The 14767-nt window shown below is 71.3% G+C and carries 14 protein-coding genes; 8 read left to right on the top strand and 6 right to left on the bottom strand.

From position 1 onward, the window contains the following. From NR112_RS03195 to bioB, 3 genes are read right to left on the bottom strand one after another with little or no spacing between them, the layout of a single operon-like run. Complete coding sequence (locus tag NR112_RS03195; protein WP_256792520.1) at positions 1-1299, bottom strand: 8-amino-7-oxononanoate synthase; 1299 nt, start codon at positions 1297-1299, stop codon at positions 1-3. Further along, positions 1296-2636, bottom strand: coding sequence for an adenosylmethionine--8-amino-7-oxononanoate transaminase (gene bioA / locus NR112_RS03190; RefSeq protein ID WP_256792519.1), 1341 nt, complete (start codon positions 2634-2636; stop codon positions 1296-1298). Before bioA ends, NR112_RS03195 begins: the two co-directional genes overlap by 4 nt. Continuing rightward, complete coding sequence (gene bioB / locus NR112_RS03185; protein WP_256792518.1) at positions 2629-3705, bottom strand: biotin synthase BioB; 1077 nt, start codon at positions 3703-3705, stop codon at positions 2629-2631. Before bioB ends, bioA begins: the two co-directional genes overlap by 8 nt. A gap of 122 nt (positions 3706-3827) precedes the next feature. Here bioB and NR112_RS03180 point away from each other — a divergent pair, with 122 nt between their 5' ends. After that, positions 3828-4385 carry a TetR family transcriptional regulator gene (locus NR112_RS03180; protein ID WP_256792517.1) on the top strand — a complete coding sequence of 186 codons (558 nt, stop codon included), beginning with the start codon at positions 3828-3830 and terminating at the stop codon, positions 4383-4385. Between the two features lie 252 nt (positions 4386-4637). Here the strand turns inward: NR112_RS03180 and NR112_RS03175 are convergent, their stop codons facing one another. Then, positions 4638-6242: a C2 family cysteine protease gene (locus tag NR112_RS03175; protein WP_256792516.1), complete on the bottom strand. Its 1605-nt coding sequence runs from the start codon at positions 6240-6242 to the stop codon at positions 4638-4640. 99 nt (positions 6243-6341) lie between these two features. Between NR112_RS03175 and NR112_RS03170 the strand changes: the two genes are divergently transcribed. The 3 genes from NR112_RS03170 to NR112_RS03160 all read left to right on the top strand — a co-directional run bounded on the left by NR112_RS03170 (position 6342) and on the right by NR112_RS03160 (position 8385). Continuing rightward, complete coding sequence (locus NR112_RS03170; RefSeq protein WP_256792515.1) at positions 6342-6728, top strand: VOC family protein; 387 nt, start codon at positions 6342-6344, stop codon at positions 6726-6728. Between the two features lie 80 nt (positions 6729-6808). After that, complete coding sequence (locus NR112_RS03165; protein ID WP_256792514.1) at positions 6809-7963, top strand: DUF222 domain-containing protein; 1155 nt, start codon at positions 6809-6811, stop codon at positions 7961-7963. A 59-nt stretch (positions 7964-8022) separates the two neighbouring features. After that, complete coding sequence (locus tag NR112_RS03160; protein ID WP_256792513.1) at positions 8023-8385, top strand: HNH endonuclease; 363 nt, start codon at positions 8023-8025, stop codon at positions 8383-8385. Between the two features lie 95 nt (positions 8386-8480). On the opposite strand, the gene NR112_RS03155 is transcribed toward NR112_RS03160, so the two are convergent. Next, positions 8481-9083 carry a DUF1349 domain-containing protein gene (locus NR112_RS03155; protein WP_374511219.1) on the bottom strand — a complete coding sequence of 201 codons (603 nt, stop codon included), beginning with the start codon at positions 9081-9083 and terminating at the stop codon, positions 8481-8483. A 362-nt stretch (positions 9084-9445) separates the two neighbouring features. Between NR112_RS03155 and NR112_RS03150 the strand changes: the two genes are divergently transcribed. Beyond that, the gene (locus tag NR112_RS03150; RefSeq protein ID WP_256792512.1) at positions 9446-9832 is read left to right on the top strand and encodes an SRPBCC family protein; all 387 of its coding nucleotides are present in this window, start codon (positions 9446-9448) and stop codon (positions 9830-9832) included. Between the two features lie 37 nt (positions 9833-9869). Here NR112_RS03150 and NR112_RS03145 read toward each other — a convergent pair whose 3' ends face one another. After that, positions 9870-10736 (bottom strand): 3-methyladenine DNA glycosylase, encoded by an 867-nt coding sequence (locus tag NR112_RS03145; protein WP_306216729.1) that lies wholly within the window; start codon positions 10734-10736, stop codon positions 9870-9872. Between the two features lie 79 nt (positions 10737-10815). Between NR112_RS03145 and NR112_RS03140 the strand changes: the two genes are divergently transcribed. Genes NR112_RS03140 through gltX form a run of 3 tightly spaced genes read left to right on the top strand, consistent with a single transcriptional unit; the run spans position 10816 to position 14749 of the window. Continuing rightward, entirely contained in the window at positions 10816-12276 is a 1461-nt protein-coding gene (locus NR112_RS03140) for a hypothetical protein (protein WP_256792510.1), read from the top strand. Between the two features lie 42 nt (positions 12277-12318). Continuing rightward, positions 12319-13098: a fumarylacetoacetate hydrolase family protein gene (locus NR112_RS03135; RefSeq protein WP_256792509.1), complete on the top strand. Its 780-nt coding sequence runs from the start codon at positions 12319-12321 to the stop codon at positions 13096-13098. 34 nt (positions 13099-13132) lie between these two features. After that, on the top strand, positions 13133-14749 hold the full coding sequence (gltX, locus tag NR112_RS03130; protein ID WP_256792508.1) for a glutamate--tRNA ligase: 1617 nt from the start codon (positions 13133-13135) through the stop codon (positions 14747-14749). Positions 14750-14767 lie beyond the last annotated feature (18 nt).

Below are 14767 nucleotides of genomic sequence, written 5' to 3'. Positions count from 1 at the left end.
TCAGTCATCGTCGCCGTGCGGGGGGATGGACCCGAGTGGCGACGGTGGCGCCGGTGGCTGCACACCCTCTACGGCCGCGACCGACGGGAGGCCACGGACGGGGGAGGGAGCATCCCCTGCCCGTGGCCCCTCGACGGTACCGGGACCGGGAGCCTCGCCGTGAGTCGCGGCTGCCCGGGCCACGAGCCGGGCGGCCTCGTAGAGGTCGTCGCCCGACAGGTCCGCCCGAGCCGTGACACGGAGCCGGGACACCCCGTCGGGAACGCTGGGCGGCCTGAAGCAGCCGACGAGGACACCCTGCGCGCGCAGCTCGAGGGCCGCGGCGACGGCGCTCTCGGGCGACGGCATCGGCAGCGACTGGACGGCTCCGGCCGCCTGGTCGATCCCACAGATGGCCGCGATGGTGCCGGCGTTGGCGCGGACGGCGGCCGCCAGGCTCGGGTCGTCGGCGACGAGGCCAGCGGCGGCGCAGGCTGCGCCGGCCGACGCGGGCGCGAGTCCCGTGTCGAAGATGAAGCTGCGCGCGGTGTTGACGAGGTGGTGGCGCACCGTGGTCGGGCCGAGCACGGCGCCGCCCTGGGATCCCAGCGCCTTCGACAGGGTGAGCGTCACGACGACGTCGCGGGCCCCGACCAGGCCGAGCTCGTGGACGAGGCCGCGGCCGCGACCGGCCACCCCGATGCCGTGCGCCTCGTCGACGACGAGCAGGGCGCCGTGACGGTGGCAGACGTCCGCCAGTGCGCGCAGGGGCGCGGCGTCGCCGAGGACCGAGTAGATCGACTCGACGGCGACCAGGACTCGCCGGTCGGGCCGCGCTGCGAGCTCGCGGTCGAGGGCGTCGGGGTCGTTGTGGGCGAAGGTGTCGTGGGGCACCCGCGACATGCGGGCCGCGTCGTGGAGAGAGGCGTGCGCGTGGGCGTCGAGGAGGATCTCGGCCCCGCGCCCGCTGAGCGCCGTCAGCACCCCGAGGTTGGCGGCATACCCGGTCGAGAAGGCGAGTGCGCTCGGCTGGCCCGTGAGCCGGCACAGGGCGGCCTCGAGGTCACGGTGGACGGGAAGGGTCCCGGTGACGAGCCGGCTCGCCGTCGCCGAGGCCCCGTAGCGCTCGAGGGCCTCGCGGGCTGCGGCCACGACGCGGTCGTCGCGGGACAGGCCGAGGTAGTCGTTGGAGGCGAGGTCGAGCGGGTCACGTGACCCGCGCCGCGGACCGCCCAGTCGCAGGACGGGGTCGAAGCGCTCGGTGCCCCGCTCGGCGCGGAGGTCGGAGCGCTCCGCCAGCCACGCGTCCCAGCTGCTCATGCGTGGACCTCTGCCACCGCGCCGACGACCCCATCGGCGATGAGACGGACCTCGTCGTCCGTACAGACGTAGGGCGGCATCGTGTAGACGAGGTCACGGAAGGGGCGCACCCAGACACCACGGCGGAGCGCGGCCCGGGTGACGCGGGCGACGTCGACAGGAGACGTCAGCTGCACGACGCCGACGGCTCCGAGGGTCCGCACGTCGGCGACGTGGGGGAGTGCCGCCGCCCGAGAGAGGTGCTCGGTGAGAAGGCGCCCGACGCGCGGCACATGGTCCTTCCAGCTGCTCTCGACGAGCTCGACGGAGGCATTGGCCACGGCGCAGGCGAGCGGGTTGGCCATGAAGGTCGGCCCGTGCAGGAGGGCTCGGAACTCCGATCGGGTGATGGCAGCACCGACCTCGCGCGTCATGAGCACCGCTGCGAGAGACAGGTATCCGCCGGTCAGAGCCTTGCCGACGCAGATCACGTCGGGGACGACGTCCGCCCACTCCGAGGCGAACAGGCGACCGGTGCGACCGAAGCCGGTGGCGATCTCGTCGACGACGAGGAGCAGGCCGTGCTCGTCGGCGACCTCGCGCAGCACGCGGAGGCAGTCGGGGTGGTAGACGTACATGCCGCCGGCGCCCTGAAGCACCGGCTCGACGACGACGGCGGCGAGCTCGTCGGCGTGGGTCTGCGCGAGGATGCGCACCTCCGCCGCCCAGAGGTCGAGCGCGGAGCGGTCTGCCCCCCAGTGGTCCTCACCGCTGGGTGTGGTGACGAGGCGTGCGGCCGGGGGCCTGGGGGCGAAGACCTGTCGAGCCAGGGCGCCGGGGAAGGCTGAGTGCATGCCGTCGACGGGGTCGCACACGCTCATCGCCGCGAAGGTGTCACCGTGGTAGCCACCGCGCACGGTGAGGAAGCGCTGGCGGTTGGGGCGTCCGCGCGCAGTCTGGTACTGCAGGGCCAGCTTGAGGGCGACCTCGACCGAGACCGAGCCGGAGTCGGCGAAGAAGACGTGGGCCATCGGGCCGGGGGCCATCGTCGTGAGGCGCTCGGCGAGCCGGACCGCGGGCTCGTGCGTCAGTCCGCCGAACATGACGTGGCTGAAACGGTCGATCTGCTCGTGGGCCGCGGCGTCCAGGACCGGGTTGCGGTACCCGTGGACGGCGCACCACCAGGACGCCATCGCATCGACGGCCTCGAACTGCTCGCCGTCGGGGGCCGTGAGGGACAGCCGGACACCCGAGGCGCCCTCGACGGCATACGGCTCGGGTCCGTCGAGCGGGGCATAGGGGTGCCAGACGAGCCCGCCGTCACGGGCGGCGAGCGGTGATCCCGGGGCCTCAGGCATTGGCGGGAAGGTCCGTCCCGGCCCCCCGACGCCGCTTCGCCGGGTCATGCGTGGCGCTCGGGACGCGGCTCGGGGCAGAGGTGTCCTCGTCGGCGCCGAGCACGACGAAGCCGTGGTCGCGGATCAGCTCGAGGTCGGCCTCGGCAGCCTGGCCCTCGGACGTGAGGTAGTCGCCGAGGAAGATCGAGTTGGCGACGTGGAGGGCCAGGCCCTGGAGTGAGCGGAGATGCATCTCGCGACCTCCGGCGATGCGGATCTCCCTGTCCGGGTTGACGATCCGCGCCATCGCGAGGATGCGCAGGCAGCGTCCGGGCGTCAGCTCCCACGTGCCCTCGAGCGGTGTCCCGTCGAACGGCATGAGGAAGTTGACGGGGATCGAGTCCGACCCGAGGTCGCGGAGGGCGAAGAGGGCCTCGACGAGCTGCTCGTCGGTCTCGCCGAGTCCGGCGATGAGGCCCGAGCACGGTGACAGGCCGGCGTTCTTCGCCTTGGTCACGGTGTCGACGCGGTCGGCGTACGTGTGGCTCGTGACGATGTCGTCGTGGTGCGACTCGGCTGTGTTGATGTTGTGGTTGTACGCGTCGACGCCGGCCTCGCGCAGCCGCTCGGCCTGCCCGTCCTTGAGCAGCCCGAGGCAGGCGCAGACCTCGACGTCAGGGTGCTCCTGCTTGAGCGCGCCGACCATCCCCGCCACGCGGTCGACGTCTCGGTCGGTGGGCCCCCGTCCGCTCGAGACCATGCAGATCCGGGTCGCGCCCCCGCGCAGTCCTGCGGCCGCCTGCTCGATCGCCTGGTCGGGCTTGAGCCAGGTGTACTTGAGGATGTCGGCCTGCGAGCCGAGTCGCTGCGAGCAGTAGTGGCAGTCCTCGGGGCAGAGGCCCGACTTGAGGTTGACGAGGTAGTTGACCTTGACGGTGTTGCCGAAGTGCTTGCGGCGCAAGCGTGCCGCGGCTGCGACGACAGCCAGCAGCTCCTCGTCCGTGGCGCGCAGGACGTCGAGGGCGTCGTCGGTGCTCGCGGGGATGCCGGCGAGGACGGCATCGGCGAGGTCGTCGAATCGGCGGGTCATGCAGGCTCCTTGCGCGCGGCATTGAACGGTGTTCAACTTGAACGGTGTTCAGTATGCCGAGTCGCTAGGCTCGGCTGTCAACGCGGGTCCGCCGGAACCGCATGTCGAGGGCAGGGGAGCGCGTGGCACTCAGTCGGGAGCAGGTCGTCGCGACCGCCGTCGACCTGCTGCGGCGCTACGGGCTCGGTGACCTGTCGATGCGTCGCCTCGCCCGTGAGCTCGGCGTCGCGCCCGGGGCCCTCTACTGGCACGTGGCGAACAAGCAGGAGCTGCTCGTCGAGGTGGCCGACGTGCTCCTCGCCGAGATCCCTCCGCCGGCGGGCGACCGCCCCCCGGCCGAGGCGCTCGTCGGTCTGGCCGTCACCGTCCGCGACGCGCTCGTGCAGGTGCCGGATGCCGCCGACGTCGTCGGGCTCGCGTATGCCGTCGAGCCGGGTGGCGCGCGGGCGCTCCGCGACCTCGCGCGCCTCGTCCACGGTGCCGGGGCCCCCGCGTCCGAGCGCGACGAGGTGGCAGCCCTCGTGATGCACCACATCCTGGGATCTGTTGCAGGACAGCAGGATCGGGCCCTCGCAGCCACCGTCGAACCGGACCTCCCAGCCCCCGATGCGACGGCCGAGGCCAAGGCGTTCGAGGTCGGGCTCGCCGTGATCGTCCGGGGCCTCGCGGCGTCGGGCTGAGCGCCGGGGCAGGCAAGTGCTGGGCGGTCCAGGCCCCGCCCAGCACCACCCCCTGAAGGGTGGGGATCGTCGACGCGCGTGCCTGGACCTTCGCCGACACCCTTCAGAGGCGCGACCACCCTTCGTGATACACGAGGTCTTCAAGGTCCTCCTCGCCGGCACCGTCACACCTGCCCACCGCCACGCGCAGAGCGCCGGGCGGACCCGAGGGTCCGCCCGGCGCCATACGACACCGGTGTCGGCAGGGTCGCTCTAGTGGGCGCCGCCCGTCCCGGCGAAGTAGCGGTGGTAGGCGTTGATCTCCATCGCGAAGACGCCGTCGGTGCCGAGCGGCACCGAGCGCCACCAGTCGACGTCCCGTGCCTGGTGCGCCCCCGCGGCGACCGAGGAGCCCGTCCCCTCGCAGTAGCCCCAGGGGTTGCGGAGGACGACATAGTCGACTGGGCGCACGACGTAGTCGAAGAGACCGCCGGGCGTCCACCGACCCGTGAGACCGCCGTCGAGCCGCCCCCCGAACTCGTCGGTGGCACCTCCCATGACCGAGGCACCACCACGGACGTCGAGGGGGCCGGGGCCGGGGAACGGAAGGTCGGGCCGGACCACCGCGGGGATGATCTCGTCGGTGATCCGAGACGTGCGGACGAACTCGTTCCGTCGCATCCAGCCGAGCACCGAGTAGGCGTGTCCGGCAACGACGTTCGCATCGCGGTAGGCGACATCGGCCTGCTCGCCCGAGCCGTACGTCCACGACACCATCGGAGTCGTCGTGCGGCCGTTGACCGTGTGGTCCTTGACGAGCTGGAGGATCTGGGCGGCCGTGAACGAGCTGTGCCAGTTGCGGTAGTCGCTGAGGCCGGTCAGGGCCACGCAGGCGATGGATGGGTCCCCGCCGGCGATGTTCGGGATCGCCGGGTAGTCTGTCGGCTCGCCCAGACGCCACTTCGCGTAGGCCTTCTCGTAGACGGACGGCCAGATTTCGCCGGGCTCCTTCGACTTCGCGTACTCCACCGAGCTGCCGCTGCTGACGAGGATCCGGTCGGTCACCTCGACCTGCTCCAGGCCGTGGGCCCCGTGGAAGCCGATCTGGTGCACAAAGGACTCGTTGTCCATGCCGGTGGCGCGGGTCCGGTCGGCGATGACGTAGGGCATCGACCACGCCACGGACGACATCGCGGCGATGACGTAGCAGTCTCCGACGTAGCCCTGCACCGGGTCGAGGAACTCGGTCGACTCGTTGTAGAACCGCCCGACGTCCTGCCAGGTGAAGCCGGCCGGGTGGTAGCCGAGCAGCTCGGGGAAGAGGATGTCGATGAGGCCGGTGTCGAAGAGCCGCTCGAAGCGGAGCGTGCGTGCGGCCGCCGTCTCACCCAGCTCCACGACGACGCTGTTGGCGCTTGTGAACGCGTTTCGCACCGGCACGTCGGCCAGCGACGGCCCCCCGAGCCGCTTGACGAGCTGCGCGAGGTCGCGCACGTCGGTGAGGTCCGCGTCCGTCTCGAGGTGCGTCGCGCTGGCCTTGGATCGGCTTGAGCCACGGGCGAAGTCGGGCCTTGCGCGAACCACGCTGCCGTCCGGTCGGAGGGTCTGACCCACGTACAGGGGCGAACCGCTGGCCGGGTCGAAGAGGTCGCCGTAGGGCGTCTGGAAGATCTGCTCGAGCAACGCCGGCCGGTTGGGCACGGCGTCCCAGTCGATCGAGCGGTGCGCGATGAGCTCGGCGAGGGCGTACGGGCTCGGCACGCCAATGTCGGCGAGCGGGGCGGCGTCCTTCGGCTCTGGCAACGCGGCAGCCGCACCGTCACGTCGCGTCGTGGGCCGACCGTTGCGCACGGCGGGGGTCGTGGTCCTGCTGGCCATCGTGACCTCGATTCTCAGGTCGGGGGACCCTCCCTCGACGACGGTCAGTGCTCGGACGTCCGGCCCCTGATACCCCGGCCCCAGCGGCACACTGGCTTGATGCCGCTACGAACGACGAAGCACTGGTTCGGTGTCGTGCTGGACGCCCCCCACGCCTCCGAGCTGGCGCACTTCTACCAGCGCCTGCTCGGGTGGACGCTCTACAAGGACACCCCGGGCTGGGCGACGCTCGCACCGTCGGAGAGCCACGGCTACAACCTCGCGTTCCAGACCGAGCCGAACTACGTGCGACCGGTCTGGCCCAGTGAGCCTGGCAAGCCGATCATGATGCTCCATCTCGACCTCGAGGTGGACGACCTGGACGCTGCGGTTGCGCACGCCGTGGACGTGGGGGCGGAGCTCGCGGAGTTCCAGCCCCAGGAAGGCGTCAGGGTCCTGCTGGACCCTGCCGGCCATCCCTTCTGCCTCTATGTCGACTCCGACTGATGCGAATTCCGCTCTGCGCGAACCGAATCGGTTGTGGACGGGTCTGGTGACGAAGGCCAGTTCCGCATAGAATCGAACACATGTTCGACGGTGTGGCGCTGGTGTCGACGGAGGGTCTGGAGGCTCTCGTGTCGGCGCTGTCGCGGGTCGGCTCCGACGGCCGGCCCGACTCGATGTCGGACCAGGTGCGGGTCGACCAGGTCGCGGCGCTCGAGCGTATCAAGGCCGCGGCGGCGGCCGCTCAGGCGCGGCTCACGGCGGCTTTCGTCGAGTCCCAGGAGCAGGTCGCGCAGGCCTGGCTGGAACGGGCGAGGGAGTGCTCCGACGCCGGGGACTTCGACGGGTGGCGCGCCGCGCGCCAGCAGGCCCGGGCGGCGTCCTTCGACGACAACGGTGTGGCGACCGGGCAGCGGTCGACGCGGTCGCGCAGGCGAGGTGCGTCCGGTCTGACGGGAGTGGTGGCGCAGGTCGCTCTCGCCCGCCGTGAGTCCCCGGTCCGGGGTGCTCAGCACGTACGGCTGGCGCTGGCCCTGACCCAGGACATGCCTCACACGTTGGCCGCTCTCGAGGCCGGCGAGGTGAGCGAGTGGCGCGCACAGATCATCGTGACCGAGACCGCGACCCTGACGAGCGAGCAGCACACCCTCGTGGACGCCGAGGTCGTCGGGCCAGTGGGGGATCCCGGTGACCTCGTGGAGCAGGTCGGTGCCTGGGGCGACCGTGAGCTCGTCCGCCGGGTCCGGTCGGTCGCGTACCGGGTCGACGCCGCCTCGGTCATGGCGCGCGCGGCCAAGGCCGAGGGGGAGCGGCGGGTCACGATCCGTCCCGCCCCCGACACGATGGCCTACCTCACTGCCCTGCTCCCCCTCGCGCAGGCCGTAGCCGCGCACGCCGCCCTCACCGCGGCCGCCGATGCCGCCCGCGCGGGCGGCGACGAGCGCGGCAAGGGCCAGGTCATGGCCGACACGTTCGTCACCCGGCTCACCGGGCAGTCCGCCGCCGACGCGGTCCCCGTCGAGGTCCAGCTCGTCATGACCGACCGGGCCCTGCTCGCTGGCGACGCCACCCCCGCGCAGATCCCCGGCTACGGCATCGTCCCTGCCGCCTGGGCCGCGACCTGCTCACGAGACGCACGGGTGCAGGCACAGGCTCGGTGTCGAACTCCGCGGTCGGCATGGGAGCGGGCAGGAGCGCACAGTCTGACGTCGCGCAGACGCTTGACTCGGAATCGCTGAAGGGTCAGGTGTGGCTGCGCCGGCTCTACACCCACCCGGCGACCGGCACCCTCGTCGCCATGGACTCCACCCGCCGCACCTTCGAGGCAGGACTGCGCCGCTACCTACTGACCCGCGATACCGATACCTGCCGAACCCCCTGGTGCGACGCCGCCGCCCGACACCTGGACCACGTTCGCGACCATGCCAACGGCGGGCCCACGACGGACGCCAACGGCCAAAGCCTCTGCGTGCGTTGCAACCACACCAAGCAGCTCCCCGGCTTCACCGCCGCGACCGTCGCCACCCGGCAACCCGGCGCGCCCCACACGGTGCGCACCACCACCCCCACCGGGCACACCTACATGTCGCAGGCCCCGCCTCTGCTCCCCGGTCAGCTCCCGCTCGACATGGCCGGCACCAGCTGGTGCGCCCACGTGTAGAGGTCCATCTGTGCGTGTTCCCCGGAGGCACAACTCGGGAAGAAGTCCTCCGCTCATGCGGGGTTCGGGCGCTCGTCGCCGACACTTCGGTCTGCTCAGGGGTGAAGAGACTGGTCCGCCTCGACGAGCCGCAGGTCGGTGAACCGCACGACAAGGCCCGAGCGTGTGGGCGCGCAGCACAGAAGTCCCACGCGTAGAGGCCCGGGCGGTAAGGGTGCTACGCGCACGAGCCGCCAGGTTTCGTCGCCGCTTCGGGCCCGAACCGTGAGGGCGTCGCCGTTGCGACTTGCGCGTACGACGACGGCGTGGCCCGACCACTCCGGCACGGGGGCGACCGACCAGTCCGAGACACCCCGAGTGACGACTGCTCCTAGCTGCAGGACGCCGTCGGCCAACTCGACACCGGCCTTGATCCACTGCTCCGCGTCGGCACGGATCAGCAGGCCCGCCTGATCGAACTGGGCCGAGAAGTCAGCGATGAACCTGACCTCCGCGGCCGTCCCGTCGGGGAAGTCGGTGAGCAGGGCGTGGCCCGTGTCGTGGATGAACCCGTAGGAGGTGGTTCGCCACAGGTCGCTGCCCTCCGCCGCCGTGACCAGCAGGTCGTCCTGGTCGCGGGAGACCTGCGGGGGTGGGTTCAGCCAATCACGGTGCCGCCAACCCGTACGCCACCCGTCAGCCGGTCCTCGGTCGGTCACGGAATCATCCTTTCACGACTGCGCTTTCGCGCGGTTGCAGTGGTCGTCCAACCGAGCGGCGTGTGTCCGGCGCTCTGACGGCAGGCAGCGCTGGCGGTCGCCTTCAACCTGGTCGCATCCATCGAATCTCGCCGGGCGCACGACCACGGCCTCGCAGCATCGCCGTCGATAGCCGATCAAGGCGCAGCGGCCAGGACGAGAGGACCGAACATCCGCACATCCCGCCATTGGTGGTGCCCATCGCGGACGGCGCATCCCGGTACCGCTCGCGGGTGCCGCGAATCGTCTTGGCTACGAGCATCCCAGCTACAGTCCAGCAGTGCTTCGACCTGAGTCTGTCGGTCGACGCCCACGCTGCATCCATGTCGCGAACAGATGAGCGGATCGTCGGCGGGGTCAGTTCAGGTGCGTTGAGGTCGGGTGACACCGTCACCTGGCGAGCCCGACACTTTGGCATCCCGTTCACGATGACGTCTCGAATCACCGAGTTCGCTGCTCCGAGCCGTTTCGTCGACGAGCAGGTCTCCGGTCCGTTCGCATCCTGGTGGCATGAACACGTCTTCGAGGAGCGCGAGAACGCGACCCTGATGACAGACACGGTGCACTTCAGGTCACCCGCAGGGCCCCTCGGCCGGCTCGTCGACACGGTGGTCCTGACCACCTACCTGACTCGTCTCTTGACACAACGCAATCACTGGTTGAGAACGAACTCTCGTAGCCGCAGCAGACGCATCCGACCAGGCTTTTGAGCGCGGGCCTGTCACGGATATGCCGCGTTGCGACAAGTCAACCGGGGGAGGTTTGCAGAATACGGTCGCAAGCAGTGATCAAGCGCTCTCGCAGCACCTGACCGCGTTGGGCGAAGGCACGCTGCTCAGCGACATAGACAGCCTTGCCTTCGGCAGTCTCGATGAGCACTGGCTCGTAGCCGAGCTCCCTCAGGTCGTACGGCGCCGCCCGCATGTCGAGGGTGCGGATGTCGCGAGCCAGCTCGAAGCAGTCCATGACGACGTCGCTCGACACGGCCGGCACGAGCTTGTGCGCCCACTTGTAGAGGTCCATTCCGGCGTGGAGGCACCCCGGCTGCTCGAGGGCGGTCTGGCTGTCCCGGGTCGGCGTCAACGCGTTGAGTGGAGCGGCCTCCGGGGTGAAGAAGCGGTACGCGTCGAAGTGCGAGCAGGCGACCTGGTGGCTCTCGACCACGGCGTCGGTCCCGGCGCCGCCGAGCCGCAGCGGCCACCCCGAGTGCCGTACCTCGGTCGGGTCGAGCCGGTAGACCATGGCCCACTCGTGCAGCCCGAAGCAGCCGAACCGCGCCGGCCGTCCTGCCGTGCGCACGAGCAGCTCGCGGACGAAGCGCAACGTGTCGCCGCGGGCGGCGGCGAAGGCCTCGACGTCCACGCCGACGACGTCGCCGTCGACTTCGTAGAAGCGCCAGTCGACGTGCGGCGCGCGCCCCGCCCCCGCGAGGGACGTACCGGCCCCGGGGTGCCAGCGGCGCAGCTGTGCGGGCTTGAACGAGTAGTAGGTGAAGAGGAAGTCCTCGACCGGGTGCTTGCGGTGGTCGTGTCGGCGAGCCCGGTGCGCGGAGGTCGAAGCATCGACCCGCGCCTCGTGCGCCGCCGTCCGCTCGCGCCACTCCGGCTCGCTCATCACCTGCACCCCACGAGGGTAGGCGAGTCGCGGGGCCGAACCCCACCGCGCGCCCGGGCCCCGAGGGCAGGATGGCCTCATGGCACCGGACGCGGAGCGACCCACCCACCTGCTGCATCGGCTGACCTCCTACACCCCGGAGCGGGAATGGACCGAGGTCCCCGACGACGACCGGCTCGTGCAGGACCTCGTGCCCAACGACCTGACGCGGCGTCCCCAGGCCTACAAGCGCTACGACGACGACCTGCGACGAGTCCTCCTGCCGCCCGACCTCCCCGCGTCGTCGGCCGCGGCCACGGCCGTGCTCGCCGGCACGGCGACGGTCGCGCCGAGCCGGCTCGACCTCCCCGGTCTGGCCCGCCTGCTCTTCCTGTCGTCAGGCGTCACCCGGCGCACGACGCGCCCCGACGGCGGCGTCATGCTCTTCCGCGCGGCCGGTTCGGCCGGGGCGCGCTTCCCGCTCGAGCTCTACGTCGCCGTGCCGCGCGGGGCCGACGTCGAGGGGCTCGAGCCGGGACTGCACTGGTACGACCCCGAGGCCCATGCCCTCGTCGTCCTCGGCCCCGCGCCGTCGGGGGACGCCGTGACCGTCGTCGTGACGGGGGTGCCGTGGCGCACCGGCTGGCGCTACCGCGAGCGCGGCTTCCGCCACATCTACTGGGATGCCGGGACCATGCTGGCCCAGACGCTTGCCCTCGCCGACGCGGCAGGCCTGACAGCGCGGCTCTTCACGACCTTCCCCGATGCCGAGGTGTCCGCCCTCGTCGGCGCCGACCGCGTGCACGAGTTCCCGGTCGCCCTCGTGGCCCTCGGTCCCGGCGACCCGGCCGTGCACCTGACGGGGGACCCGATGGCGGGCCACCACGACGCCGACGGTCTCGAGTTCCCGCTCGTGACGGCCGCCCAACGCGCGGGGGAGCAGCGCACGCTGGGCGCCGAGGTGGAGCGCGGGGCCCCGGTCGCGATCACCGCCGAGGGCGGTCCCAGCACCGATGCCGTCGTCGTCAGCAAGGGGTCGATCCGCCGGCTCCACCCCGACCGGTCGCTCCCGCGCCACGTGCTCGTCGACGCGATGAGCGCCTCGCTGCGCGGCATCGGCGTCCCGCACTGGGTCGGCGTCAGCGGCGTCGACGACGTGCCGACCGGCATCCACCGGTGGCCCGACCTCTCGTCGCCGGTGCGGCCCCTCGACGAGCCGTCCGTCCGCGACGAGCTCTACGTGGCCGCACTCGAGCAAGGACTCGCCCGAGACGCCGCCTTCGTCGCCATGAGCGGCACGCGACTGGACGACCTCGACGACCATGCCTACCGCGAGGCGCAGCTGCTGGCCGGCGTCACCGAGGGCCGGCTCCACCTCATGGCGTACGCGTTGGGCGCGGCCGCGTCGGGGATGACCTTCCGCGACTCCGACCTCGGACCCCTCCTCGGGACGGACGTGGCCGGTCTGCTCTGGACGTGCGTCGGCGTCCCGGAGTACCGCACCCGCCCCAGCGGGCAGCCCGGCTCGCCGGCGGACGTCACCATCGTCTGGCCGCGCTGACCGCCCTCCGCGGGGGAGCGCCACCCGTCGTAGGGTGGGCGCGTGCGCATCGCGAGGTTCACGACCGGGGACGACCCGGCATACGGCATCGTCCAGGGCGACCCCGGCAGCGAGGTGATCACGCCGCTGGCCGGCGACCCGCTCTACATCGGCCTGCAGCCGAGCGGACAGCCGCCCGTCATGCTCGACGACGTGCGCCTGCTCGCCCCCGTCATCCCGCGCTCCAAGGTCGTCGCGATCGGCAAGAACTACGCGGACCACGCCAAGGAGATGGGCGGCGAGGCGCCGGCCGAGCCGATGATGTTCTTCAAGCCCAACACCGCCGTCGTCGGTCCGTTCGACCCCGTCGTGCTCCCCGCCGGCAGCAGCGAGATCTCCTACGAGGGCGAGCTCGCGGTCGTCATCAAGACGATCACCAAGGGCGTCAAGGCCAAGGATGCGGCCGAGTGCATCTACGGCTACACCATCGCCAACGACGTCACGGCACGCGACTGGCAGCGCAGCGACGGCCAGTGGGCTCGCGCCAAGGGATTCGACACGAGCTGCCCGCTGGGCCCGTGGGTCGAGACCGAGCTCGACACCGCCGACCTCTCGATCGTCACCACGCTCGACGGCGACGTGAAGCAGGACGGCACGACCGCCGACATGATCCACGGCATCGCGACGATCATCGAGTACGCCTCGGCGGCGTTCACGCTGCTGCCCGGTGACGTCATCCTGACGGGGACCCCGGCCGGCGTCGGGCTCGTCGAGGCGGGCCAGCAGGTCACCGTCGAGATCGCGGGCATCGGGTCGCTGACCAACACCTTCGTGCGTCGCTGACCCCTTTCGGGCTCCCACTAGGCTGGGTCGCACCATGAGCGACAACACGACCAGCACAGGTATGCCGTCATCCCCCGCCAGCGACGCCGGCGAGCACGTCGAGATCCGCACCGAGGAGCACGTCCGCGTCTCGACCTCGGACGGCTCCGGCCCGGTGCGCACCCGTGTCGCCCCGAGCCCGACCGGCGACCCGCACGTCGGCACGGCCTACATGTCGCTCTTCAACCTCGCCTTCACCCGACAGCAGGGCGGCCAGTTCGTCCTGCGCGTCGAGGACACGGACCGAGCGCGCTTCCGCGAGGACTCCGAGGCCCAGCTCTACGACACCCTCGCGTGGCTCGGGCTGCACTGGGACGAGGGTCCGGACATCGGTGGACCCTTCGCGCCGTACCGCCAGTCCGAGCGTCTCGACACGTACCGCCCCTACGTCGAGCGCCTCCTCGAGGACGGCCACGCGTACCACTGCTGGTGCTCCAAGGAGCGCCTCGACCAGATGCGCGAGATCCAGCAGAAGACGAAGCAGCCGACCGGCTACGACCGTCTCTGCGTCGGCAAGACCCGTGAGGAGCGCGCCGCGCTGCCAGGTTTCAGTGAGACGCCGGTCGTGCGCATGCTCGTCCCCGACGACGTGCCCCTCGTCTTCGACGACGTCATCCGCGGCAAGGTCTCGGCGCCTCGCCCCGACGACCAGGTGATCCTCAAGGCCGACGGTTTCCCGACCTACCACCTCGCGGTCGTCGTCGACGACCACCTCATGGGCATCACCCACGTCGTGCGCGGCGAGGAGTGGATCAGCTCGACGCCGAAGCACGTCCTGCTCTACCGCTGGCTCGGGCTGGAGCCGCCGGCGTTCGCGCACATGCCGTTGCTGCGCAACACCGACAAGTCGAAGATCTCCAAGCGCAAGAACCCCGCCGCCCGGCTCACGTGGTTCCGCGAGCAGGGCTACCTACCCGAGGCACTCGTGAACTTCCTTGCGCTGCTGGCCTACCCGCCGCAGCAAGACGCCGAGGGCACCGACGTCGAGGTCTTCACCTTCGACGAGTTCAGCCGCACGTTCGACTGGGCCAAGGTCAACCCGATCGGCCCGATCTTCGACCTCAAGAAGCTCGACTGGCTCAACGGCGTCTACATCCGGTCGCTCGAGGTAGGCGAGTTCGCGAGCCGGCTGCTGCCCTACCTCGTCGCCGACGGCGTGCTCGGCGAGATGCAGTCGCTCGGTGAGCTGGCGCGCCTCAAGTCCGTGGCGGAGCTCATCCAGACCCGCATGGCCCTGCTCACCGAGGCGCCGGCGCTCGTGCGTCCGTTCTTCGTCTCCGACGACCAGCTCGTCATCGACGACGACGCACGTGCCCAGCTCAAGGACGACGCGCCGGCCGTGCTCGACGCGGCGCTCACGGTGCTCGGCGACATCGACGACCATGGCACCGGCGTCCTCGGCACCGGCAGCCCGTGGCACGCCGCGGGGATCGAGGAGGCGCTGCGAGCCGCGATCGTCGACGGGCTCGGCATCAAGCCGCGCCTCGCCTTCGGACCGCTGCGCACGGCCGTCTCGGGCGCCCGCATCTCGCCGCCGCTGTTCGAGTCGATGGAGATCCTCGGCAAGACCTCGACGCTGAGTCGCCTCCGGTCGCTGCGCGACTCGCTCTGAGGACACCGGTGTGGAGGG

It is taken from the genome of Terrabacter sp. Ter38 (genome assembly GCF_024519435.1).
In the GTDB taxonomy this organism is placed as follows: domain Bacteria; phylum Actinomycetota; class Actinomycetes; order Actinomycetales; family Dermatophilaceae; genus Terrabacter.
The sequence above is the reverse complement of the archived record's forward strand: the minus strand, read 5'-3'. Positions and strand labels throughout refer to the sequence as shown.

What these genes read in the sequence shown, in the direction of transcription:
- NR112_RS03170 (WP_256792515.1), top strand. Translation starts at nt 6,342, where the DNA reads ATGCCGCTACGAACGACGAAGCACTGGTTCGGTGTCGTGCTGGACGCC.
- gltX (WP_256792508.1), top strand. Translation starts at nt 13,133, where the DNA reads ATGAGCGACAACACGACCAGCACAGGTATGCCGTCATCCCCCGCCAGC.
- NR112_RS03150 (WP_256792512.1), top strand. Translation starts at nt 9,446, where the DNA reads ATGTCGCGAACAGATGAGCGGATCGTCGGCGGGGTCAGTTCAGGTGCG.
- NR112_RS03195 (WP_256792520.1), bottom strand. Translation starts at nt 1,299, where the DNA reads ATGAGCAGCTGGGACGCGTGGCTGGCGGAGCGCTCCGACCTCCGCGCC.
- NR112_RS03160 (WP_256792513.1), top strand. Translation starts at nt 8,023, where the DNA reads ATGGACTCCACCCGCCGCACCTTCGAGGCAGGACTGCGCCGCTACCTA.
- NR112_RS03140 (WP_256792510.1), top strand. Translation starts at nt 10,816, where the DNA reads ATGGCACCGGACGCGGAGCGACCCACCCACCTGCTGCATCGGCTGACC.
- NR112_RS03165 (WP_256792514.1), top strand. Translation starts at nt 6,809, where the DNA reads ATGTTCGACGGTGTGGCGCTGGTGTCGACGGAGGGTCTGGAGGCTCTC.
- bioB (WP_256792518.1), bottom strand. Translation starts at nt 3,705, where the DNA reads ATGACCCGCCGATTCGACGACCTCGCCGATGCCGTCCTCGCCGGCATC.
- NR112_RS03145 (WP_306216729.1), bottom strand. Translation starts at nt 10,736, where the DNA reads ATGAGCGAGCCGGAGTGGCGCGAGCGGACGGCGGCGCACGAGGCGCGG.
- bioA (WP_256792519.1), bottom strand. Translation starts at nt 2,636, where the DNA reads ATGCCTGAGGCCCCGGGATCACCGCTCGCCGCCCGTGACGGCGGGCTC.
- NR112_RS03175 (WP_256792516.1), bottom strand. Translation starts at nt 6,242, where the DNA reads ATGGCCAGCAGGACCACGACCCCCGCCGTGCGCAACGGTCGGCCCACG.